Origin of the sequence: Lysinibacillus sp. NPDC097231, from assembly GCF_044761885.1 — a bacterium.
GTDB lineage: Bacteria > Bacillota > Bacilli > Bacillales_A > Planococcaceae > Lysinibacillus.
In genome coordinates this window covers 120,057-141,955 of record NZ_JBIWDH010000004.1, presented here as the reverse complement: position 1 = coordinate 141,955, position 21,899 = coordinate 120,057, and the positions used below count along the sequence as shown (strand labels likewise).

At 34.5% G+C, this 21,899-nt stretch carries 22 protein-coding genes; 15 read left to right on the top strand and 7 right to left on the bottom strand.

What is annotated here, in order from left to right; translation table 11 throughout:
* Positions 1-49 precede the first annotated feature (49 nt).
* The 3 genes from ACIQXF_RS04940 to ACIQXF_RS04930 are packed head-to-tail and all read left to right on the top strand — an operon-like array spanning position 50 to position 2,704.
* Positions 50-751 (top strand): ABC transporter ATP-binding protein, encoded by a 702-nt coding sequence (locus ACIQXF_RS04940; protein WP_402779769.1) that lies wholly within the window; start codon positions 50-52, stop codon positions 749-751.
* On the top strand, positions 741-2,321 hold the full coding sequence (locus tag ACIQXF_RS04935) for a hypothetical protein (RefSeq protein ID WP_402779767.1): 1,581 nt from the start codon (positions 741-743) through the stop codon (positions 2,319-2,321). Before ACIQXF_RS04940 ends, ACIQXF_RS04935 begins: the two co-directional genes overlap by 11 nt.
* Positions 2,318-2,704, top strand: a complete 387-nt coding sequence (locus ACIQXF_RS04930; protein ID WP_402779765.1) for a GntR family transcriptional regulator — start codon at positions 2,318-2,320, stop codon at positions 2,702-2,704. Before ACIQXF_RS04935 ends, ACIQXF_RS04930 begins: the two co-directional genes overlap by 4 nt.
* 88 nt (positions 2,705-2,792) lie before the next feature.
* Here the strand turns inward: ACIQXF_RS04930 and ACIQXF_RS04925 are convergent, their stop codons facing one another.
* On the bottom strand, positions 2,793-3,248 hold the full coding sequence (locus ACIQXF_RS04925; protein WP_402779764.1) for a hypothetical protein: 456 nt from the start codon (positions 3,246-3,248) through the stop codon (positions 2,793-2,795).
* Between the two features lie 45 nt (positions 3,249-3,293).
* Positions 3,294-3,749, bottom strand: a complete 456-nt coding sequence (locus ACIQXF_RS04920; RefSeq protein WP_402779762.1) for a DUF3879 family protein — start codon at positions 3,747-3,749, stop codon at positions 3,294-3,296.
* Positions 3,750-4,870: 1,121 nt separating this feature from the next.
* On the opposite strand from ACIQXF_RS04920, the gene ACIQXF_RS04915 reads away from it, so the two are divergent.
* The gene (locus tag ACIQXF_RS04915; protein ID WP_402779760.1) at positions 4,871-5,674 is read left to right on the top strand and encodes a geobacillin-26 family protein; all 804 of its coding nucleotides are present in this window, start codon (positions 4,871-4,873) and stop codon (positions 5,672-5,674) included.
* 249 nt (positions 5,675-5,923) lie between these two features.
* Here ACIQXF_RS04915 and ACIQXF_RS04910 read toward each other — a convergent pair whose 3' ends face one another.
* Complete coding sequence (locus ACIQXF_RS04910; protein WP_402779758.1) at positions 5,924-7,321, bottom strand: hypothetical protein; 1,398 nt, start codon at positions 7,319-7,321, stop codon at positions 5,924-5,926.
* A gap of 763 nt (positions 7,322-8,084) precedes the next feature.
* Here ACIQXF_RS04910 and ACIQXF_RS04905 point away from each other — a divergent pair.
* The 7 genes from ACIQXF_RS04905 (at position 8,085) to ACIQXF_RS04875 (ending at position 14,037) form a co-directional block, all read left to right on the top strand.
* Positions 8,085-9,191 (top strand): sensor histidine kinase, encoded by a 1,107-nt coding sequence (locus ACIQXF_RS04905; RefSeq protein ID WP_402779756.1) that lies wholly within the window; start codon positions 8,085-8,087, stop codon positions 9,189-9,191.
* Positions 9,191-9,868 carry a response regulator transcription factor gene (locus tag ACIQXF_RS04900; RefSeq protein WP_402779754.1) on the top strand — a complete coding sequence of 226 codons (678 nt, stop codon included), beginning with the start codon at positions 9,191-9,193 and terminating at the stop codon, positions 9,866-9,868. Before ACIQXF_RS04905 ends, ACIQXF_RS04900 begins: the two co-directional genes overlap by 1 nt.
* A gap of 168 nt (positions 9,869-10,036) precedes the next feature.
* A complete protein-coding gene (locus ACIQXF_RS04895; RefSeq protein WP_402779752.1) occupies positions 10,037-11,053 on the top strand; it encodes an alpha/beta hydrolase in 1,017 nt (338 codons plus the stop codon).
* A gap of 362 nt (positions 11,054-11,415) precedes the next feature.
* A complete protein-coding gene (locus ACIQXF_RS04890; RefSeq protein WP_402779750.1) occupies positions 11,416-11,616 on the top strand; it encodes a hypothetical protein in 201 nt (66 codons plus the stop codon).
* 120 nt (positions 11,617-11,736) lie between these two features.
* Positions 11,737-12,132, top strand: a complete 396-nt coding sequence (locus ACIQXF_RS04885; RefSeq protein ID WP_402779748.1) for a VOC family protein — start codon at positions 11,737-11,739, stop codon at positions 12,130-12,132.
* A gap of 747 nt (positions 12,133-12,879) precedes the next feature.
* Positions 12,880-13,398: a hypothetical protein gene (locus ACIQXF_RS04880; protein ID WP_402779746.1), complete on the top strand. Its 519-nt coding sequence runs from the start codon at positions 12,880-12,882 to the stop codon at positions 13,396-13,398.
* Positions 13,399-13,401: 3 nt separating this feature from the next.
* The gene (locus ACIQXF_RS04875; RefSeq protein ID WP_402779744.1) at positions 13,402-14,037 is read left to right on the top strand and encodes a hypothetical protein; all 636 of its coding nucleotides are present in this window, start codon (positions 13,402-13,404) and stop codon (positions 14,035-14,037) included.
* Between the two features lie 370 nt (positions 14,038-14,407).
* Here the strand turns inward: ACIQXF_RS04875 and ACIQXF_RS04870 are convergent, their stop codons facing one another.
* Both ACIQXF_RS04870 and ACIQXF_RS04865 read right to left on the bottom strand, forming a co-directional pair.
* Complete coding sequence (locus ACIQXF_RS04870) at positions 14,408-14,599, bottom strand: hypothetical protein (RefSeq protein WP_402779742.1); 192 nt, start codon at positions 14,597-14,599, stop codon at positions 14,408-14,410.
* 208 nt (positions 14,600-14,807) lie between these two features.
* A complete protein-coding gene (locus ACIQXF_RS04865; RefSeq protein WP_402779740.1) occupies positions 14,808-15,665 on the bottom strand; it encodes a LysR family transcriptional regulator in 858 nt (285 codons plus the stop codon).
* Between the two features lie 134 nt (positions 15,666-15,799).
* Between ACIQXF_RS04865 and ACIQXF_RS04860 the strand changes: the two genes are divergently transcribed.
* The 4 genes from ACIQXF_RS04860 (at position 15,800) to ACIQXF_RS04845 (ending at position 18,960) form a co-directional block, all read left to right on the top strand.
* Complete coding sequence (locus ACIQXF_RS04860) at positions 15,800-16,768, top strand: DMT family transporter (protein ID WP_402779739.1); 969 nt, start codon at positions 15,800-15,802, stop codon at positions 16,766-16,768.
* A gap of 437 nt (positions 16,769-17,205) precedes the next feature.
* Complete coding sequence (locus ACIQXF_RS04855; RefSeq protein ID WP_402779738.1) at positions 17,206-17,694, top strand: sigma-70 family RNA polymerase sigma factor; 489 nt, start codon at positions 17,206-17,208, stop codon at positions 17,692-17,694.
* On the top strand, positions 17,687-18,682 hold the full coding sequence (locus tag ACIQXF_RS04850; RefSeq protein WP_402779736.1) for an anti-sigma factor: 996 nt from the start codon (positions 17,687-17,689) through the stop codon (positions 18,680-18,682). The genes ACIQXF_RS04855 and ACIQXF_RS04850 overlap by 8 nt, the downstream gene beginning before the upstream one ends.
* Positions 18,664-18,960 (top strand): hypothetical protein, encoded by a 297-nt coding sequence (locus ACIQXF_RS04845; protein WP_402779734.1) that lies wholly within the window; start codon positions 18,664-18,666, stop codon positions 18,958-18,960. The genes ACIQXF_RS04850 and ACIQXF_RS04845 overlap by 19 nt, the downstream gene beginning before the upstream one ends.
* Positions 18,961-19,227: 267 nt before the next feature.
* Here ACIQXF_RS04845 and ACIQXF_RS04840 read toward each other — a convergent pair whose 3' ends face one another.
* Entirely contained in the window at positions 19,228-20,889 is a 1,662-nt protein-coding gene (locus ACIQXF_RS04840) for a methyl-accepting chemotaxis protein (RefSeq protein ID WP_402779732.1), read from the bottom strand.
* The gene (locus ACIQXF_RS04835; RefSeq protein ID WP_402779823.1) at positions 20,886-21,872 is read right to left on the bottom strand and encodes a BMP family lipoprotein; all 987 of its coding nucleotides are present in this window, start codon (positions 21,870-21,872) and stop codon (positions 20,886-20,888) included. The genes ACIQXF_RS04840 and ACIQXF_RS04835 overlap by 4 nt, the downstream gene beginning before the upstream one ends.
* Positions 21,873-21,899 lie beyond the last annotated feature (27 nt).

Here is a 21,899-nt window from a genome sequence, read left to right as displayed (position 1 = left end):
ACCAACATAATTATGCCGAGGCATAATTGATTTGGGGAGGGTGAAGAGATTGTTAACGATCAATAATTTACAGAAATCATTTGGACAGCATGAGGTTTTAAAGGGTGTAGAGTTAAAGATAGAAAAGGGAGAGATATTAGGGTTTGTTGGTGGAAACGGTGCAGGTAAAACAACGACATTAAATTGTATTACTGGATTAATAGAAGAAGATTGCGGAAAAGTAATGATTAATAATGTGCCCAAATCTCAATCAATCGAATATAAAAGACAATTTTATTTTATACCCGATACCATTCATGTATTTCCAAATATAGCTGCATATGATTGGATACAATTCGTTTTGAAACTATATGAAAAGACTGATGATGCGAAATTACAAAGCTTCATTAACATCTTTGGTATGGAAAAAAATATTAATAAACCGATGGGAACGTATTCTTATGGAATGCTTCATAAGGTGGCGTTGATTACTGCTTTTACTATTAGTCCACCTATCCTTATTATGGATGAACCGTTAAATGGTCTGGATCCACTTGCTGTCATTGCTTTTAAGAATTGTATGCAGGGGTATGTAGCTAATGGTGGCACTGTTTTCTTTTCGACCCATTTATTAGATGTAGCAGAAAAAATTTGTCAATCGATTTCATTTTTAAAAGATGGAAAAATCGTTTTGCATGAGCGCGTAGAGAACTTGTTAATAGAAGGAAGCCTAGAGAGCATTTTTATGGAGAAGCAAGCCAATGAAAGATAACATGACATTAATTAAATTCTTTTTAACATCCTTTTATGCAAAGCCAAAGCAGCCAATGATTCAAGTACTCTTATTTCTTGCGATAATTTATGTAGCGATTCAGTATGTTGTGCTTATGCTAATAATCTATTTTATAGCGACCCCAGAGGAGTTTTTATTTTACAATGTCCTCCTTTCAAATGGAGTCACGTATATATTGATAGCGTATTTTGCTATTTCGGTAGTGTTTAGTCAAAGTGATTTTTCTATATTTGCTCACTTACCCATTTCGGCGAAGCGGGTTGTGAAGTCGAAAATAATAAGTGGCGTTGTCTTACCGATAATGGTAGTAAGTATCCTATCAATACCGACATTTTTCATATTACTAATAGAGTTTAAGCTAGGTGTTGCTGTAAAATCAATTTCATTTTTACTTGTGATGAACGTCGTTATCACACTGTTCCTTCTATTTATATTATCCATTTTGAATCATTTTCGAACTGTATTTATTAACACATCCGTGTATTTATTAATTAGGATGACAGTTGTCTTAGGTATTGGAATAAGCCCCATATTGTACTTTCTAATAAAAAATTATCATGCAATCCGCATTGTTTTAGAGAAATTAGATGTTTCAACGATATCTTCCTTAAGTGCTTCAATATCAGATTTTCTCGATATAGGTTATCATTTTGCAATGCAACAGTCATTGTTCGAGACAATATTACCATTATCTGCTTCACAAAGTTTCATCTATTTCATTTTATTATTTGTACTATGTTTCTTATTGTTTAATGCCACTATAAAAATCATTGCCTCCAAATATTATGAACACGGCTCACTTGTAAACAAGGTAGAAAAAACGACAAAGGTTTGGAGAAGTAGCATTAAAAGTACTTGGATCAATTATTTGCAGCGTGAATATTGGATTATCCAGTCCGAACCGTATTTTAAATTACAAGCCATTTTAGGGGTAATTCTAACGCCAATCTGTACAGTAATTTTTTTAATATTTATTCAGATGAATATGCTTAAGACTGACTGGATTGCTAACTATGAATCTTACGTTTTTTCAAATATGGTTTTGTTGATGAGTTGTATGAACAATATTAGTGGAACACCCTATTCAAGGGAAGGAAAATACTATGCATCTAGCAAAACGTTACCATTCGATCCACAAAAAATTTATGTGACAAAAGCCGTGATTTCTTCGTGCATTAGTACAATATCTGTCGTAATAAGCTATATCATTCTTATGATATTCGGTAAAGGCGACATGATAATGGGATTGTTTTTATTGAGTACTTTATTATTAGTCTTTACTTATAATTTATTGTCTCCACTTTATGATAAAAAGCATCCATTACTTGATTGGTCAAATCCATCAGAGGCTATTAAATCAAATCCAACAGTATTAATAAGCTTACTATATGGATTACCACTATTGATTATCATGGCACTTCTTCATTTCAGCTTGCTTACTTTTGGTATTTCTCAGTGGATTACAGCCTTATTTATGTTGATTACTTCAGCACTATGTACAATTACATTAATTTATAGAAAGACTATGAAAGGATATGTAGACAATTGAATGTAAAAGTAGATCCAAGTAGTAAAATTCCTTTATATCAGCAGTTAACACAGCAATTGCTTTTAGAAATAGCGACAGGAAATTTGCAAAATGGTGACCAGCTGCCCTCGATTCGTGATTTAGCAGGGCAAACAAACCTCAATCTTCACACTGTCCATAAAAGCTACAAGGAGCTTCAAAAAAGGGGCATTATCGCAATAAAGCCTCATTCAAAAGCATTTGTTATCATTGAAAAGTCTAGTAAAGTGAAGAAAGCTAACCTTCAACAAATCTCTATGAAGATCGAACAAATAATGGTAGAAGCTAATGTTCTAGGAATTAGTGAACATCTACTACAGCAAATGTTTCACGAGAATTTGCGAAACTATTATACGGAGAGTTAGGGTACAGAGAAAGAGATGGCTTCTGCAATGAGCCATCTCTTTAAGTGTATTTATTAGATAATTCATTAAATATACTTTAAGCAATTGCTTAATACGTGTAATTTACAGTCATTCTTGCTGTGGCTGTTGATACGGTACCTGTTGAAGTTATAGATACTTTCCAAGTACCCTTTGGATTTTTATCATTAAACTGAGTAAGTGTTACCGACTTACTACCAGTACCCGTGATATTGTGCTGTACAACACTACCGTCTGGATGTTTTACATTCAAATAAAATGCTTCACTACCACTACTTACATTCACATTTAGTGTCACACTACTCACTTTTGCGTTATCAACAATTGAGCCTGATGAAATATCAAAAACTGTAGATTCTTTTCCAGACAAGGAGTTCATAGTGCCTGTACTACCTGAAAAATAATTGGAAGCGTAAGTACTGACTGTATCATCAGATGAAGGTGTTGCCTCCACAGCAAAAACAGAAGTAGACAGTATAAACATCAACATCATTGTTACGATTAAAGAACAAATACGTTTATTCATTTATTTTCCTCCTGAATTTAAGTAAATTGTGCTAACTAAGTGAGGTTACGCTTTAATATCTACTCCTGGACTTTTATATGCTTCTGCTAAAATTTCAGATTTTACAGGTTGTCCATGAGTCCATTTAGGGTCTTTCGCTTTAACAAAATCTACAAGGCGTTGTGCCTCGTTTGTAAAAATTTGGTCAAGTGTATAGGCAGCAGAAAGGCGTTCAGTTGCTGGTAATGATTTTAAATACTGCTGTTTGATTTTCAAAAATGGGCTATTTTCATCTCCCATTCCCCCTGTTTTCTCCATACTTTCTCTCGCAACATTAATCAAATCTTGTTTTACTTTGTCAGAAACAGGTACAATCTTTTTCCAATCTGTTCTAGTCGTAATATTCATTGGATCATTATCATAGGTGCCAGGATAACGTGGTGTGCTTTGTGATTCGGCCTTGTCCTTCATCTGTGCAAATTTTACTGTTTGCCGTATACTACCTATAAAATTCATTTCCATTTATACTCTCCTTTCATTTCAAAAACATGTAAATTATGGCATATCTATAATTTATATCGTCTGTCAGGTATTTATTTTTAACAGGACTTTTATTATTTATTTCCAAAAGGATAAAACTAGTTTTGGTGATAAGATTTTAGTATAGGCCGTTTAGGCGATTAAGGTAGGAAATTGATAGAGTGATTTTTGAAGCGTTGTAGTACTTACATCTTTCGGAGATTAATCATTAAACAGCAAAAGTATTTAATCAATTTTTAATAGACCAGCCCAAAAGTGAATAGACTTTTGGGCTGAATTATAACTCTTGTATATTCTACTAAGTTATCTAGTAGTAAAATCTTTATATCAAAAACACCGCCACAATGGTTGTAACAATAAGACCAATCAACACGGGCAATAAGTTACGCCTTGCAAGCTCAAAGGGGCTAACATTACAAATAGCAGCCGCTGGAATTAATGCCCAGGGAATTAGTGTTCCGCCTCCAATATAAAACATATTAGACCATTCTGAAATGAGTGGTTTTTATTTTGTTTGGCAATCTAACCAAAGTTAATGCTTACCTTTTGAAACCGCGTCATTATTATTACCCAGAGCTGTTTCCAATTGAGACATATTAAGTAGGATAAGTCCATGAAAGAATTTTTTCAATTATTAAGTTATAATTTATAAAATGAGGATATAATTAACAAACGAGTATTGTGGATAGTAGGCAAATAAAGCACCTGGGAATTATCTCTTTTTGCTCTTTAAATATTATCAAGACTTTAATATTAAAAAGAATGGAGTGATATTGTAATGTTATGGTTAGCAATTGTTGGATTTTTTTTACTCTTTATAATATTTATAACTTGCGGTATTTACTTATTACTTAAAAATAAAAAGGAAAAAAATGTGCATAATAATATATTAGGTTTTATTTTTTTATTAGTAGGGATATTCCTATTAATATTAAATTTATTATTTTTGCTCGATTAATAATTAAAATAATATTCCCTAATACTGTATATATAACCAATTATATGGTAATATGTAAATATAGGGGAAATCGATATAAGATAGGAGTGTGAGGTGGTGTGAGGAATTTAACTATTCCCTAAATAACATGAATGGAGAATAAAAAATGAAAAAAATTATTAGAAGTTTAGTTTTTGTAATTACTACTGTTCTTATATTTTCAAATATCGCTCCAGTTCTAGCAAACGCAAAAGAAATGGAAAGGAACAACTTCCTATCTACAACAAAACAAATAATTGATAATTCGGACTTCAATTCAGAATTAGGTATGGTTGATAAGGAAGCAATTGAATACCTTGATAGTCTTCAAATAAATGTAATTGAAGATAATGAAAATTTTAGAATAGTAGAGTCAATTGAAAATGGCAAACCGATGGTCGCAACATTTGATAAGAATTCAAATATTCTCACAACTCAAATTAAGGGCGATGATTCATCTAAATTAGTAATAGATTTGAATGAACTTGCAGCTTTAGAAGAGTCAATGAAAGAACCGACATCTGGTGATATTAGCGCTTTCGCATCTTCGATGAAACAAGATACTTTCACAAACTATGAATATACAATCGAATTTACTTCACCTGAATCATGGCAATTACGCAGACCAAATCCTGATAATCCAATAAATTGGTTATATAAAGATGTAAAGAAAACAACTAGTAACGCAACTAACCTAGGAAATTTTAAAAATGCTGTTAACGATTTAAATGATTATGAATGGAAGTATATTGGTGCAGCATCTGGTGCTGGCATATTAGCTATAGCTGCGCTAATTGTTGGTGCTATAAATGGAGGTGCAGGTATTGCAGTCGGATTAGCAGCAGCTGGAGTAACTGGTGCTGCTTACAATTATGCAATATCAATGAATAGAGCAGCAAATGACGCTCATTATTATTACTTCCAAGTTTAAGATTATTCGTACCACTAATGGCCATCTATCTGAAATTTTTTTAGATAGATGGCTGATTTGTATGCTCATAAAATCACTGTGAAACGAGCAATCCATAATGCTCGTTTTTTTCTGTGTACACTTTCCACGTTTGAATTTTTAATAGTACATGCAATAAATTGACTCGCGGAAAAAGGACTATAGATATGGTCCTGCACCCCTAAAGTTAGATTTTTGACACTAACTTTAGGGGACATCAAGGAGCCTTATTTAAATCAAAAACACCGCTACAATCGTCGTCACAACAAGCCCAATGGCTACAGGAATTAAGTTACGTCTTGCAAGCTCAAAGGGGCTAACATTACAAATTGCAGCGGCTGGAATTAATGCCCAGGGGATTAATGTACCGCCACCGACCCAAATCGCTGTAATTTGCCCAAGCGCTGTTAAGGTTGCTGTACCTCCGCCAATCGCGTTGCCAAACAAACTGCCTACAGAGCCGGCTAAGGAAATGCCTGAGAAGCCAGAGCCGTCTAATCCTGTAATGGCGCCGACGACTGCTAAAGTGATGACCGCGATTTCCTTTGTTAACGGTACTACCGCGGCAAGACCAACACCAAGATCATTAACGATACCATGTGAAGCAGCTGGTAGATAGTCACCGATGATTTGTGAGAAGCCAGAGTCCCCTAAATAGAAGAAGGCCGCGATTGGAATAACTGGTCCAAATACTTTAAAGCCAAATTGGAATCCTTGAATTAAATAGCTTGTTGTTTTCTCAAGCCCTTGTTTTTTGTGAGCCACAACGCACAGTAAAAGTAGTATAAAGACGGAAGTTCCACCTATTAAAGCTGTGGCATCTCCACCTTGTAATTTTAGTATGGACATAGCAATGACATCGAGAATAAAGGCGATTGGAATCAGTATTGCAAAAAAGCGTTTTTGCCCAAGTGTCAGCAAGTTTTCAGCAATCGGTTGTTCAGCTTCTTCATTTGTGTCATTTGTGGCATTCAAATGCAATGATCCACGCTTCATATCACGCCGTAGAAAGATATAGGCGACAATTGTTGTAACAACGCCCATTGTAATAACAAGTGGTATACTAGCAGTTACTACCTCACCAACTGGAATACCAGCTGCGTCAGCAGTAAGCTTCGGAGCCCCCTGTATCACAAAATCACTCGATAGAGCAATCCCGTGACCAAATATATTCATCGCCATCGCTACGCCAAGTGCTGGGAGGCCTGCACGAATAGCAACAGGCAAGAGTACTGCCCCTAACAGAGCAACAGCAGGTGATGGCCAGAAAAACCAAGAAATAATCATCATTAATAGACCAATCGTCCAATAAGCTAGTGCAGGTGTTTTAATAATTTTCGTAAAAGGCGCAATCATGACCTCATTAATACCTGAAGTCATCATCACCCGACTCATGGCAACTATAATGGAAATAATAAGAATGGTTGATAACAGCTCTGTAATGGCATAAATAAAGCTGTTAAAAACACCACTAATGGAAGAAGTTAAATCACCAGTAGCAACAATCGCTAGCATGAATATGCCTAGTACACAAATGAGGGTGGTATCACGACGTTTAACCATAAAGCCAATGATAAGGACAATAAAAACAACATAAATCCAATGGAGAGAAGTAAATTCAATCCCCATACGTTTCCCCCTCAATTTTCAATCTGATTCTATAGAATATGAAGAGAAAAAAAGTTGGTGATGATTTTGAAAACTTTTGACTTAGTATCATTCTAATATAATAATCGCTACACTAGTTTAAAACTCATTACTGAAGGGGGTGTTGAGAAAATAACCTATTTCATAAAGATATTGCTATTTCTCATTCACTAGAATTTGTTTTAGCTTTCTTAAATTCTCGATTTCGATGCACGATTCTTTGATGATTTTTGTTAAATACTTTTTCGCTTCAACTGTATTACCATGTATTCTTGTACAGCTTTCTTCGCCATACCATGTACATAAATAAAAGGTCGTTCTAGGTCTGTATAAGCGAGTTCATTCCAAACCACTTTTTACCTGAGGGGGATAGGTGAATTATGTCGGCGTGGAGGAACTTGCTGATGTGGACAATAAATAGTTATTACCTGCTGCAATAAGAGAACTTTTTAAACGACAACAGTAACAACATAGTAGGACAACAATATCACACGTAAACTAACTGGTGACTTAGGAAGGAAATGGTATAATTAAAAATGAAAAAATTGTAATGTCATAAATCTATTTTTATTAAAAATACATATAATGGATAATTTTCTATAAAAAATTTATCTCTTGAAGAGGACTGTAGCTTGGAGATATAACCAAATACATAGATGGTATACACACCGAAGACGGGGGAATAAAGTTGAAAGCAATAATAGATCACAGGAAATGGTATTGGTTGGACTATTTTCTTTTTCTCATGCGTACGATATGGATTACTTCTAATGGCTACTCGATATATATGAGTACGATTGGTTCTGAAAAGTGGCTATTACTTTTATGGGCTAGTTGTTCTTATATAATACCTCATCTATTTTATCGGCCAGGACTTATTAAATTCCAATATTATTTAATGGCTGAGGTGTTGTTAACGGGTTCTTTGTTTATTTACTTATCGAGTCAGTATGATATATCAGTGACTTACAGTTTTTTACTTGTGCCTATCCTTACTGTTGCTTATGCTTGTCAAATTAAGCCATTAATTTGGTTAGGACCTTTCGTCGTATTAGCTAGTACATGGGTCGGCAGTCTCTTCACTAATCAGGACTTCTTTGCACTCTTCATTGACACTATTATTTTTTATGGTATTGGGTTTTGTTTAGGAAGGATGACCATTGTCAACAAAGCTAATAAAGAGTTAATTATCTCTATTGAAGAAAAAAACAAGGATTTGGAATATTACTCAAAGAAGATTGAGGAACTGACGATTAAGGAAGAAAGAAATAGAGTTTCACAAGATTTGCATGATACAGTAGGCCATATTTTCACATCCGTCATAACAAGTTTAGATGCCCTTCCTTTTCTATACCAGGCAGATAGAAAAGAAGCAGAAAAAAGTATAAAAGAGATTTCAGATTTAGCACGGAATGGATTGAACGATATAAGAAAAACAATTCACCATATGTCGCCAATGAGTCATCGAACGCTTGTTGAATCAGTGAAAGAGCTGATTGATGATTTTATGAAACATACAGCAACCGAAATAAAACTAAATGTCGAAGGGGAAGCGACAAAAGTTAGTGAAAGAGTGAAATTTGTTATTATTCGTTGTATCCAAGAAGGGCTTACAAATGCAAAAAGACATGGTCAAGTAACTTTCATTAAAGTAAATATTTCGTTTAAACAAGAAGAATTAATTGTTATTATTGAAGATAATGGAAATGGCTGTGATGAATTGAATTTAGGATTTGGATTACGCTCAATGAAAGATCGAATATCAGCATTAGCGGGGACAGTTAACTTTCATTCTAAATTGAATAATGGCATGAGGATAACGTGTACCATACCTATGGCAAAGGAAGTTTAATGACAATGATTAAAGCGGCAATAGTAGAAGATCAAGAGATTTTAAGAAAAAGTTTAAAAATTGTGATTGAAAGTATTTCTGACATTCAGATTGTTGGAACTGCGGAAAACGGAGAAGCGGCAATTGCTTTATGCGAAAGGGAAAACCTTGATGTGCTTTTAATGGATATTCAAATGCCGGTGATGGATGGGGTAAAGGCGACAGAAGAAATCAAGAAACGTTGGCCCAATATTAAAGTGATCATACTTACTACTTTTCAAGATGTTACTCACGTGTTGAATGCCTTAAATGCTGGTGCAGAGGGTTACATATTAAAGGCGGTTGATCCAGAGTTTTTAGTTCAAGGAATTAAAATGGTGTATCACGGAGGCTCCCTCATTCCTCAACAATTAGCAAAAGAGGTATTTGGCCAGATACAATCAAATAATAACGCACACTTGGATCAAGACCTTGGATCTATGAATCGTCTATATGATTTAAATCATCAAGAGATAAAAGTTCTAAAATGTTTAACCCAAGGATTGTCCAATAAAGACATTTCAGAAAAGATGTTTCTTTCCTTGGGAACTGTGAAAAATTATGTTTCTACCATTTATTCGAAATTGAATGTAAAAAACAGATCTGCCGCTATTATTAAAGCCATGGAAGAGAGTCTTATAGAAGATAAGAAACATTAAGGGAGAGAGTGTAGATAAAGTTAAAACGACTTTGTCTACACTCTTTTTTATTGCAGCCACTTATTTTTAGCCAAAGGTCATAATTTGTTGTCCTTATTTATGACTTAAAGGCACTTCAGTATATTACCTTTCATTTGTAGAGTATTTAGTAAGGAGGAGTTGAGTGAGATGAAAAACATAATGAGATTCATAAAATATATCGGAGTGTTTATTACTATAGTACTGGTAATAGCACTTTTTCGTCCGACATGGACTTCGAATATAAAAGGGGATAACAGTATAAGTGTTCTAGAACAAGTTGAGATCAATGGTACAAAACAGCAAATTATGATTAGAGGTCGTGATCAAAATAACCCGGTCATTATATATGTACACGGGGGACCGAGTATGTCCGAAATTCCTTATGTCAAGTACGAAGACTTATTAGAAAAGGATTTCACTGTTGTTAATTACGATCAAAGAGGAAGCGGCAAATCGTATCATTTTAATGAGGATTATTCTAACTTAACGGCAGATGTACTTGTAGATGATTTATTAGAACTTACGGATTATATTTCAAAACGATTTGGTAAAGAGAAAGTGATCCTAATAGGTCATTCTTACGGCACATACTTAGGAACAATGGCTGCTTATAAAGCTCCAGAAAAATATGAAGCCTATATTGGGATTGGTCAGATGAGCAATATGCAAGAAAGTGAAATAGATAATTTGAATAATACGATAAGTGAAGCGAAAAAAGCCCGAAATGCAGAAGATGTGAAGTACTTAGAGGGGGTCGCTGAAAAAATACATGCTGGAGAGGCAGTGACTCCAAGAGGTTATGTGTATAAGTACGGCGGCGCTACAAGACTTATTAATATGTCGGATGGCGATATACTATTAAGTCGTGAATATAATTTATTAGATTCAATTCGCTATACATATGGAGTTGCTAATTCACAAGAACGTCTTGTAAAAGAAACCTTGGATAAGCCGCTACCTAAGATCGTTACCAAACTTGAGCTACCATTATATTTTGTAATGGGTAAATACGACGCTATGACTTCATCTAATGCAGCAAAAAATTATTTTGATAGGATTGAAGCGGATCAAAAGGAGTTTATTTCTTTCGAGGAGTCAGCTCATTATCCAAATTTTGAGGAGAAGGAAAAATTTTATCAATGGATGTGCGATACATTTAAGTAGGGCAGCATGAGAGTGGAATAAGGATAAGCGAGTTATGTATTTAAAATAATCACAGTGGAACACTTCCCGCTTATCTTCCTCCGCTCCTCCAGTTTTGGCGGGGTCACCAAACTCAAGTGATCCACCCCAGTAACTACTGCTTCTTTGAATGAACAAGAAGTTTCACTAATTATATGTAATATGTAAAAAGATTATATTTTGAAGTAGAGGAGCTAATTTTAATTGGCTCTTCTTTTATATTTTATTAATAAAAAATTTCAAAGGCTCTAGCAGAGGTGTCATCAAATCCATTCTCTTTGTCCAGATAAGAATATTTTATTCAAAAAATGGAAATAATTACGTGTAGATTGAGAGGGATTGCTATGGAATTTTACAAAGAAAAAGAAATCTACTGCTACAGCTGTCGTAAAAAGACTTTATTTACATGTAAAGATATGCATAAAAAAAATGGGGTAGACAGTCACTGTAGTGAATGCTCAGGAATTTGGTTTGAATGGCAAAATAGAGCCGTGGAGAGAGAAATGGAAAAGTGGATTGAATATAATAAAGGGCTGGTAAATTAAAAGAAGAAAGAGCGAGCATAGATATTAACACCAAATCAAATCCTCCATAAATTGATTTTATTTCCTTCACTTCTTATAATAAAAAAAAACAACCAATTTTTGAATCATTAGGAGGGTATCATGGGAAGATTAGTTCATTTCGAAATTCATGTTAGTGATATGGAACGAGCAAAGGCGTTTTATGGAGAGGTATTCGGATGGTCATTTCAAGATTGGAGTGATTATGCAGGAATGCCTTACTTTGGAGCTGTGACTGGTGATGAGGATGAACTTGGAATCAACGGTGCTTTAATGCAACGTCAAAGTGCTCCTCCAGAAGCAAACCAAGCTTTAAATGGGTTTGCTTGTACAATGGGTGTTGAAAATTACGATATTACAGAAGCAAAAATTCTTGAGAACGGCGGCAAGGTCGCAATGCCTAAATATGCTCTCCCTGGAATGGCGTGGCAAGGATACTATATTGATACCGAAGGCAATATATTTGGTATTCATCAACCAGATGAAAATGCAAAATAGTATTTATGTTAGTTGAATAAAAATATGATGAAAATACAAGAGGCTGGGACATAAGTATATTTTTAAAGCAAAATTAATAAAATTCACATCAGAAAAGCGTGAGAAATCATCGTTTCTAAAATTGATTTCTCGCGCTTTTTAATATTTTAACCAGTTTAGTCCCAGCCTCTTCATGTGCTGCTGATTCCAACAAGTTAGATTATCTCTATTAATATCCAATATATCCTCGCGTTTTTTACTAAATAATGAAATATAGTATATTGACGACACTATAAATGTGTGGCAGAGTATAATAAAGAAACATACCATATTATGGTAATGAATATATTTTTGTAAAAATATGGGTAATTTTTATATGAAACGTAAATGAAGTTCATAGAAGTGATTTGGAGAATCAATCATCCTGTTAAATCGAATGAATTGTTGGATATTTTTTTAGAAGAAGGGCAGAAAGGACGAACAATGGATCCTTTTTACCTAGGATAGTAGATAAGGGCTTATTGTCTGCCACAAGAGTAGGACATATAAATATGTATACTCCTTGTCTTTCATTAACGAGTATAAACAGATTCTATTAGATATGATGTTTCTTGAGTCAGTAAAAGACTTTTTAGCCATGTTACACCTAATGAATTAGATGGACTAAAAAATGGTTTACAGATAAGTAGATGTGAGATGAATGTTTTGTATCAATTAAATATTAATCATAGCATTAATATAAAAATAATAAAAAAGGAGAATCATATTATGAAAAAAATAGCTTCATTTTTCTCAATTTTTGCATTATTTTTAGTATTAGCCATGCCACAAAATGCAGAAGCAGCGTCTACTTATAGTGCTGGTTCAAGTTCACCATCTACGATCTATACGTATAGCCTTAATCAATGGTCTGATTATGGTTATTGGGATTTGAGAAATGTAAGTTCTATTCCCGATACAGCTGTTGTTACAGCAGCTAAACTAAATTGGAATATTTGCACAAACTGTGGTATGACTTATAGTACAACTAGTGTTGCTTTATTTAAGCAGAGTGGGTCTGGGTACTATATGGATTCAGGGTTTTATAACTACAATTTTGGGGGCGAACCTGTAAAACAAAGGTGGTTTACTAGATTCCAAGCATCAAAATTTAATAGTTTTGCCTATATACAACCAGATTTAACTATACTATGGGAAGATTCTGCAAGTGCACAATCTGGCGTACTCCAGCTAAATGAATCTTCCGGTGAGGTTTTTACTGAAAAAGAAGAATTAATAGAGGAGTAATTTATGGAAATAAAATCCATTCAACTTAAGAATCTAGGGACAATTTCTAGTTTTCGAGTAAATCAAAATCAAAAGACTTTCGAAATAATGAAAGTTGATGAAACAGGTTCTAAACTAGAAAAAATTGAAGCGTCACGTAAAAGTTATGCCGAATTAGTACAGTCCTGTAACGATATTCGTAGAGGGATGAATCCAACACAGCTCGTTGAAAAACAAACTAATTCCATCAATATTGTGAATGGAGCTTACTATCATTTAGGCTTGGTAAATGGAAAACCTCTTAATGGGACATTTTTAACTGGGGGAGGTTTTAACTCAAATTTTAGTCCTATGATATGGGATAATCCAAACTCCCGTGTTGTAACACCAGAGCAAAAGGCAGCTCTTAGAATACATCAATCCTATTCCCATGCGGAGCGTCAAGAAGCAAATGAACTGATTGCTGTTTTTATGAGCCTCTTTCGGTTGGCAGATGGGAAACAATCTATAGTTAGCGTGAATAATGATGTTACGTTTATCCAACTCTTTCCCAAATTCGCTCAAGGAATTGGACTTGATTTAAGTGAGCCATTTACCATCAATGGCAAGTCATTTATCTATTCACAAGGAATATTGCAAACGGTAGATACGGAAGATTAATAATAAATATCAGGAAAGTATCCCATTGAAATTAGAGGTAGATGTGTAAAAATCTCTATATTTGGTGTTGTCTTAAATAGAGCTATCTCCATAGTCAATCAAATGACTATTGACGATAGCTCTTTTACTTTCCTAAAATGATTAGATTTTAGAATAATTAGTGTCTAAAATATGACTTCCTCAGAGGGGCGATATGCAAAGGTAGCATAATGTATGGAAGCTGTGGAGCAGATCCTTGTTGATGGTGGCCTAACTTTATAATAGTTGAAATCTAATGGTTAGAAATTCACTAGATTTTTTCGTTTTAGTAAGAAGAAAAATCCCAAATAGCTTCACTTTTTAGTGTTCGCTATTTGGGATTTCGTGCTTTTTATAATGTGAATTTTTTTAGCTCAACAGACAATGCATTCGTCATTTCTTGAAGTTCGGATACTTTTCCACTAATTTTTTGAAAGGAAAGAAGCTGATCTTGGGTAGATACAGATATTTCTTCTGTACCTGCTGCTGTTTCCTCTGTGATTGCTGAAATGTTTTCAATGGCACTGCTCATTTGCTGGCTCATTTCGCTTGTTTGCTCCATTTCTTTCATCAGGTGCTGTAATTCATTAGTGAACTTCGCCCAATTTGAACAGCAGCAAGTGCTTGTTTACCTTTTACTACTGATTGCTCGCTTGTTTGCTGAACAGTTGCAAATTGATCTGTCATCGTATTCATAAGAATAGCCGTTGATTGGATATCTTCTGAAATAGTCAGGCTGCCTTTTGCTGCCTCTATATATGCTGATGTTCAACAATTGTTTTTAAAAAACATTCCATCGAATTTGTCATATATGCATCTTTTCGTCGTATAAAAACGGTTGAAATAGTACCGTATTTTTTAGGAATTGGATGACAATAAACTTTGCCTGTAGTAGAAAGATGTTCAGCGGCCGACTGTGGTACAAGTGTAACTCCAAGTCCAATTGCAACGCTGTTTAAAATTGTCTCTAATATATTAAATTCCATGATTCTTTTTGGTAGTAAACCTTCATCTTTAAGCCAAAGTTCTAGCTTGGAACGATAGCCGCAACCTTGATTAGAAACAAGGATTGGTGTAGTCATAAATTCCTCGATTCGAAAGGATTTGTTTTGTGAGATGAGAACGAGATCTTCAGTATACACATCATATTGTTCTACAACTGGATGTTTAATCGGTCCAGTTATAAATGCACCATCTAATTGGTGATCTGCTACCTCTTTAATAAGTTCCTCAGTTAAACCTGCTTTCAGCGTTAAATCGACATTTGGATACCCTTTATAGTAAGAAGCTAGAATGGTTGGCAATATACTCACAGTTTCTACTGTACCAATTTTTAATGTACCAGTCGGCGTATCACTATCTAAAAATACTTGTTTCATTTCATCGACATCTTGCAAAATCTTATTAACGTATGTAAGCATTTTGCGCCCTTCTGGATTCAATGTCATCCCCTTTTTATGGCGATAAAAAAGCGGTGTTTGGAGCTCCTTTTCTAATAGCTTAATACGTGCAGTTACATTGGATTGTACATAATTTAATTCTTTTGCAGCATGGCTAACGCTCCCGTAATTTGCGACGCTTTTGAAAATCTGTAAATCTCGTAGTTCCATCGAGCATACCCCCTTAAAAACTATCATTATAAATGATAGTTAATATCACTTTCAATCATTTTACGTGATGTATTTTCTTTTTTATAATTCTCATTGTGCATTTCATAGTAGTTAAATAGAAACGAGGAAAAACAGTGAGAAGAAGTCAAATAATAGTAGGTGTGATCGCATGTTTAATTGCAAGTATGTCATGGGGAGCCATGTTTCCAGTAGCAGATCATGCACTTGAATATATAAATCCGTTCTATTTTTCAACTATTCGATATGGAGCGGTATCGATTGTATTAGTCTTTTTATTATGGATGAAAGAAGGGAAGAAAGCATTTCATCTAGAAGGGAAAGGTAAACTGCTCGTCTTTTTTGGGACCATGGCATTTACTGTATACAACGTGCTTGTTTTCTTAGGTCAGATGTTAATGGGGAAATCTGGTGTGATGGTGGCATCGATTATGGAGGCACTCATGCCAATGATTTCGATTGCTATTATGTGGGGATATAAACATGTGAAACCGAAGAAGTATATGATTAGCAGCATGAGCATTGCTTTTGTGGGTGCTATTTTTGTTATTACAAAAGGCGATATGGGTTTTTTTCTTACACTAAAACATAATCTAGTTTCGCTCGCATTCATTTTAATTGGTGTTATAGGATGGGTTATTTATACAATGGGCGGTCAAACATTTAATGAGTGGTCTACTCTGCGCTATTCAACATTAACATGTGTATTTGGCACAGCTGTAACAGGTATTCTTACAATGATCATGACGATGCAAGGGGTTGTATCCGTTCCAAGTATGGATACGATTTTTGCTATTCAATATGATTTATTGTTTATGATGACACTACCAGGGATTGTAGCATTGCTTAGTTGGAATTATGGTGTGAAAATCCTATCATCGATTAATGGAATTTTATTTATTAATTTCGTTCCCATTACTACATTGATCATTATGTTGATACAAGGATATAAAATAACAATCTTTGATATAGCAGGTACCCTACTTGTTATTGCGGCTCTTATTTGGAATAACATATGTCAGCGTAGAGAAGAAAACATGAATACGCAGGTTATGCAAGGGGAAGAAGAATTACGGGCTGTTTAATATTCAATGTGAAGGATTTTTTATATTACAAGGTTTATTATTTTCGTTCTTGTATTTAACTTTTTATTTCCACATGTCTAGTAAAACAATTTATTAAAGAGAGCATGTTTTATTAATTGAAAGAACATGCTCCCTCTTGATTTGTTCTGTACATAGAAAAATCTTAAAATGTTGAATAATGTTAAAGCTTATTTCTGATATTCCATATTAAATATTGTGTAACTAATGATTACGAGGGATGTTCTCAAAGTCTACAAATGGCTTTAAGAACATCTCTTTTTTATCTATATAATTTTTGCATTTCCACTTTATCTCTTCACATTATCGTGTCGTTTCGTTATTTTTGTAATACACACCTGACTTAAAATTACAAAAAGATTAAATTAGTGCAACTTTTTCTATTTGTAAAACGAGGATAGATTGAAAGGTGGGAAGAAATGGACATTGAACAGCTTTATTTACGTTATATAAAGGATATTTATCGGTACTTATATTCCTTATGCAAAAATACGACATTAGCAGAGGATTTAATGCAGGATACCTTTTATAAAGCACATATTACATTACTCTCTAATACAGTCCAAGACATTAAACCATGGCTATTTAAAGTAGCTTACTATACTTATATTGATTACATACGAAAAGAGCGCCGTGTTGATTTAATGAATGACCTTGAACGCTCAACCTTTACGACACCAGAAACTATCGCGGTAAGTGAGGATTCTTTTCATTCGTTAATTTCTTTACTCGATCATCTAGCACCTTATGAAAAACAGGCAATTATGCTGTGTGATGTGCATGATTGTACGTACGAGCAAGCGGCAAATATTTTAGATTTAAAATTAAACACGATCAGAAGCCATTTATTACGAGGACGGAAAAAAATGAGAGCTTTAATAGAAAAGGAGAGACAACAAAATGGATGATTATGAAAAATTAATAGCTAGTTCCAAAGCAGAAATTGCAAATGTAAAAGATCAAAGTAAATTTCAAAAAGCTATTAAAAGAACAATTTTTACGTCAAAGTCGAAGCTGATTTTTTCAACTTTAACGATGATATTATTGATTGTGCCAATTAGTTTTATGTTGACATTAATGTATTACGCCTTTGGTACAAGTTCTCAAACATTAATGGATGTAGCAAGTAAAACGCTGTATGTTACAGAGCCTAATACATCACTGGAAGAAATAGAGTTTGATATGTCCTTTACGCCATTTTCCATGAAGCTTGCTTTCGAGCAATATAAGCGTATAGGAGAGGAAGACTATAAAGCGAATGCTTACGATTTAAGTTTTTTCCTTGGTAGCTTATCTAAAAAAGAAGTGACAACATCTTTAGAAAGAGTAGCACCAAAACATCCAACAGAAACTAATCCTTGGTTAATACATCCTGAAAACAGGAATTTGATGCTGGATGCTGGTCGGGAATGGAGGGTGCTTGACGGTTTACCTGATGAAACTGTTGTGGAAGCTTATATTTCTTTTTATGATCTTATGACAGTTAAAGAAGTTGAAGATGCAATGCCTAATGTAGATGTTGTTTGGGCTGCTGTCGATACTGGTGTAGAAAAAACAAATTTAAGCAAAGATGGCGGTGTTGTTTCACCAATTGGCTATCCTGTGCAACGTGATGATTCAACTTGGTCACCATTTCGCAATGCAGCGTCAAATGAAGAAGTGTTTACAGATATTTTAAAGACTATAGAGAAGCACGAAGAGCTTGCGACAGTGATTTCTAGCGCGAAAAATTTAGCATTGCCGGAGCGTATTGCTTACATTAATAAACATGGTGTAAAGACTTATGGGGTTGTTGTAACAGGACCGAAAAAGGATGTTCTTGCATCAGTGGAAAACAGAAATATTGTACGGTATCTAAAAGTAGGTGAGGTGAAATTATGGAACTGGTCACGTTAAAACGATTTGAAAAGGGATTCGTCACAGCTGGATGGTTTGGAATCATTAGTGGCATATGCCTACTTCTATTCCTTAATATTACGCTATTAACGAATATTGATATAACGAAAAATAATCTCTATGTGTTAATTTATCTGGCAGCTCCTTTTAGTGTCATTGCATTATTTTCTAAAAAAAGTCGTTCATTAGGGCTATGGGGATTAAGTATTGTATTATTTTTTATGACATTTATATTATCTTATTTCACTTTAGGATGGATAGTAATACCGTTTCCTTAAAAAACTATGCTTCATCTATTTCTCTTTTCGCAAATTGTTTGGTTGTTCAGTAATTATTAGCTATCACAAAAGTGGAGATGACATATGTTAAACGTCTAGAGGTTGGGCGACTTCTCGGGCAGCGCCAATTAGGAGTGAAAATTAACCTTTGCTTATATATGTATTCTTTTGTCGACAAACTGAGAGCGTGTTTTTTCAAAAACACGCTCTTTTTTTTAATATGAATTTAATCAGATGGCAAAGTCTGTACTAAACATACTCTGATTTTTATAATTTAAATTTTTTAAGTTCTACAGACAATTCGGTTGTCATTTGTTGAAGATCTGATACCTTTTCACTAATTTTCTGGAAGGAGTGTAGCTGCTCTTGGGTAGAAGCGGATATTTCCTCTGTTCCTGCTGCTGTTTCTTCTGTAATAGCTGAAATGTTTTCAATGGCACTGTTCATTTGCTGGCTCATTTCTCCTGTTTGCTCCATATCCTTCGTCAGGTGCTGTAACTGATCATTAATGTCTAAAACATGAGTTGCAATCGCCTCAAATGACTTTTCTGTATCGTTCATCGATTGTAATTGTTCTTTTGAAAGCTGATGTCCATGCTCTGCTGTAGAAAGAATGAGTGTAATACCTGTTTCTATATGTGTAACCATGGAAGAGATTAAAGTAGTTGCTTTTTCTGTTTCATGAGATAGCTTTTTGACTTCCTCTGCCACAATGGCGAATCCTTTTCCGGCTTCTCCGGCACGTGCCGCTTCGATGGCAGCATTTAATGCTAACAGATTTGTTTGATCAGCAATAGCATGGACTGCATTAGCTGCACCTTCAATTTCAGTTGTGAATTGAGAGAATTGAGTAACGGCCTCTTTAATGTTCATCGAAGTGGATGAAATATCCTTCGCAATAGAAGATTGATTTTTTAGTGAACTACGACCATTTTGAACTGCAGTAAGTGCCTGTTTACCGTTCGCTGCTGATTGCTCGCTTGTTTGCTGAACAGTTGTAAATTGATCTGCCATCGTATTCATAAGAATAGCCGTTGATTGGATATCTTCTGAAATAGTTAGACTGCCTTTTGCTAATTCATCCGTGGATGTAGCAATTTGTTGACTGCCCTCATTAACATTTTCCATATAGCTTGTAACATCTTGTGTAAATAGGCTAACATTTTTACCTACAACATCAATGGATTGTACGGTGCTTTTTAAGCTAACAATCATTTTGGAAAAGTTCTCAGTCAGGTGATCAACTTCATTGCGACTGCTTTTCTTATAGGGGAGAGAAGAGGTGTCAATTGTCAAATTACCTGCAGCCACCAATTGTGCACATTCCACGATTCGGTTAATCGGATTTGTAATTCTATTCGTTGCGACATACGAAAAAATGATAGTAGCAATCATTAAAAGAATACTTCCTATTATTGTTGTTGTGGAGATAAAAGAAATTTTTTGCTTTGCCAAATCATTCATTTCTTTATACCATTCATTTGTTTCTTTTTTCAGTAGATACATATCGTTCAAGATACCGGATATTCTTATAGCTTGTTTTTTTATCTCAGGACGATTGTGAGCAAGAAATCCTGCTTCTGAAGCTTTGGCTAATTCGTCGTATTTACCCTCGATTTTTTTGATAATAATCTTGTGCTCAGATATTTTTGCAATAGTTGAGAATTTTTCTAAATTTACTTTCGTTTCTTTTAAAGTTGAAAGAGCTTCATTTTTATTGGCCTCACTATCTAAAAAAGTGTAGTTGTTTAATGATTGGCTTGCTACAACTAAACTTTGTTCAAGTTCTTTCACTGCCAGTAAAAGTTCTGTATCGTCTTGTGCAGTTGTTTGTATATCAAATGTTTGAACGATTATAAAACCAATCATAGTCATTGCGAGAACGATGGGTATAAGTATGGTCATAAATAAGTTTTTTCGTAGTGTCACTGGCTATTCCCCTTTTCTGCAGTAACTTTAATTGTACCTGAAACAATATCTTCTTTTGCTTTTTCAATAGCAGTCTGTTGCTCAGGTGTAAGTTTAATAATACGTATATCCGCAAGTCCGACCCCGTTATCAGATAAACCGAATGAAAACGATTTTTCGGAAATTTTTCCGTCCTCAACTAATGTTTTAGCCATGTTAAAAACAGCTTGGTCGACATTTTTTAGCATGGATGTTACGACAGTTTTTTCTGCAATGTAAAATTGATCAATATCAACTCCTGCCGCATATATGCCCATTTCTTCAGCTTTTTTTATGGCGCCAAAGCCTGTGAATCCCGCTGCATGATAAATAAAATCTACGTCATTTTTTATGTAACGCTCTGCGATTGAGGTACCAGAATCGGGATCATCAAATGAGCCAGCATAATCACTAATAATCTCGATTTTTGGATTAAAATATTGTGCGCCTTCAATAAAACCATTTTCGAAATGATGGATAACAGGGAAATTTGCGCCACCAATGAATCCTATTTTTCCAGTTTTACTCGTCATTGCTGCAACCATACCAAGTAAAAAACTACCTTCCTGTTCTTTAAAAGTTATTGAAGTGATATTTGCAACATCTGATTGTCCATCAATAAGGACAAATTGTTGGTCGGGATATTTCTTCGCAGTCTTTTCTAAAGCCTCCTGTACAGAAAAGCCAAGACCGATAATGACGTTATACTTTTCTGCGATCAGTTCTTCTAGTTTCTGTTCGTACTTGCCATCAGGCGCCTCTTTATAATCAAACAAAATACCTAGCTCATCGCGTGCTTTCTCAAGTCCTTTAAAAGCTGAGTCATTAAACGATTCATCACCAAGCCCTGCGTCTGAGAGCAAGATGCCAATTTTATAGTCATTTTTCGCTTTTTCTGGTGAAGCTGTTGAACAGCCTGCTAGTAACAAAGCTATTAAACAAAAGCTAATCATTAATTTTTTCAACATAAATACCTCCAATTTTATGTATTA

Coding starts and splice junctions, on each gene's coding strand:
- ACIQXF_RS04935 (WP_402779767.1), top strand. CDS start 741: ATGAAAGATAACATGACATTAATTAAATTCTTTTTAACATCCTTTTAT.
- ACIQXF_RS04925 (WP_402779764.1), bottom strand. CDS start 3,248: ATGAATAAACGTATTTGTTCTTTAATCGTAACAATGATGTTGATGTTT.
- ACIQXF_RS04920 (WP_402779762.1), bottom strand. CDS start 3,749: ATGGAAATGAATTTTATAGGTAGTATACGGCAAACAGTAAAATTTGCA.
- ACIQXF_RS04915 (WP_402779760.1), top strand. CDS start 4,871: ATGAAAAAAATTATTAGAAGTTTAGTTTTTGTAATTACTACTGTTCTT.
- ACIQXF_RS04910 (WP_402779758.1), bottom strand. CDS start 7,321: ATGGGGATTGAATTTACTTCTCTCCATTGGATTTATGTTGTTTTTATT.
- ACIQXF_RS04905 (WP_402779756.1), top strand. CDS start 8,085: ATGCGTACGATATGGATTACTTCTAATGGCTACTCGATATATATGAGT.
- ACIQXF_RS04900 (WP_402779754.1), top strand. CDS start 9,191: ATGACAATGATTAAAGCGGCAATAGTAGAAGATCAAGAGATTTTAAGA.
- ACIQXF_RS04895 (WP_402779752.1), top strand. CDS start 10,037: ATGAAAAACATAATGAGATTCATAAAATATATCGGAGTGTTTATTACT.
- ACIQXF_RS04890 (WP_402779750.1), top strand. CDS start 11,416: ATGGAATTTTACAAAGAAAAAGAAATCTACTGCTACAGCTGTCGTAAA.
- ACIQXF_RS04885 (WP_402779748.1), top strand. CDS start 11,737: ATGGGAAGATTAGTTCATTTCGAAATTCATGTTAGTGATATGGAACGA.
- ACIQXF_RS04880 (WP_402779746.1), top strand. CDS start 12,880: ATGAAAAAAATAGCTTCATTTTTCTCAATTTTTGCATTATTTTTAGTA.
- ACIQXF_RS04875 (WP_402779744.1), top strand. CDS start 13,402: ATGGAAATAAAATCCATTCAACTTAAGAATCTAGGGACAATTTCTAGT.
- ACIQXF_RS04870 (WP_402779742.1), bottom strand. CDS start 14,599: ATGAGCCAGCAAATGAGCAGTGCCATTGAAAACATTTCAGCAATCACA.
- ACIQXF_RS04865 (WP_402779740.1), bottom strand. CDS start 15,665: ATGGAACTACGAGATTTACAGATTTTCAAAAGCGTCGCAAATTACGGG.
- ACIQXF_RS04855 (WP_402779738.1), top strand. CDS start 17,206: ATGGACATTGAACAGCTTTATTTACGTTATATAAAGGATATTTATCGG.
- ACIQXF_RS04850 (WP_402779736.1), top strand. CDS start 17,687: ATGGATGATTATGAAAAATTAATAGCTAGTTCCAAAGCAGAAATTGCA.
- ACIQXF_RS04845 (WP_402779734.1), top strand. CDS start 18,664: ATGGAACTGGTCACGTTAAAACGATTTGAAAAGGGATTCGTCACAGCT.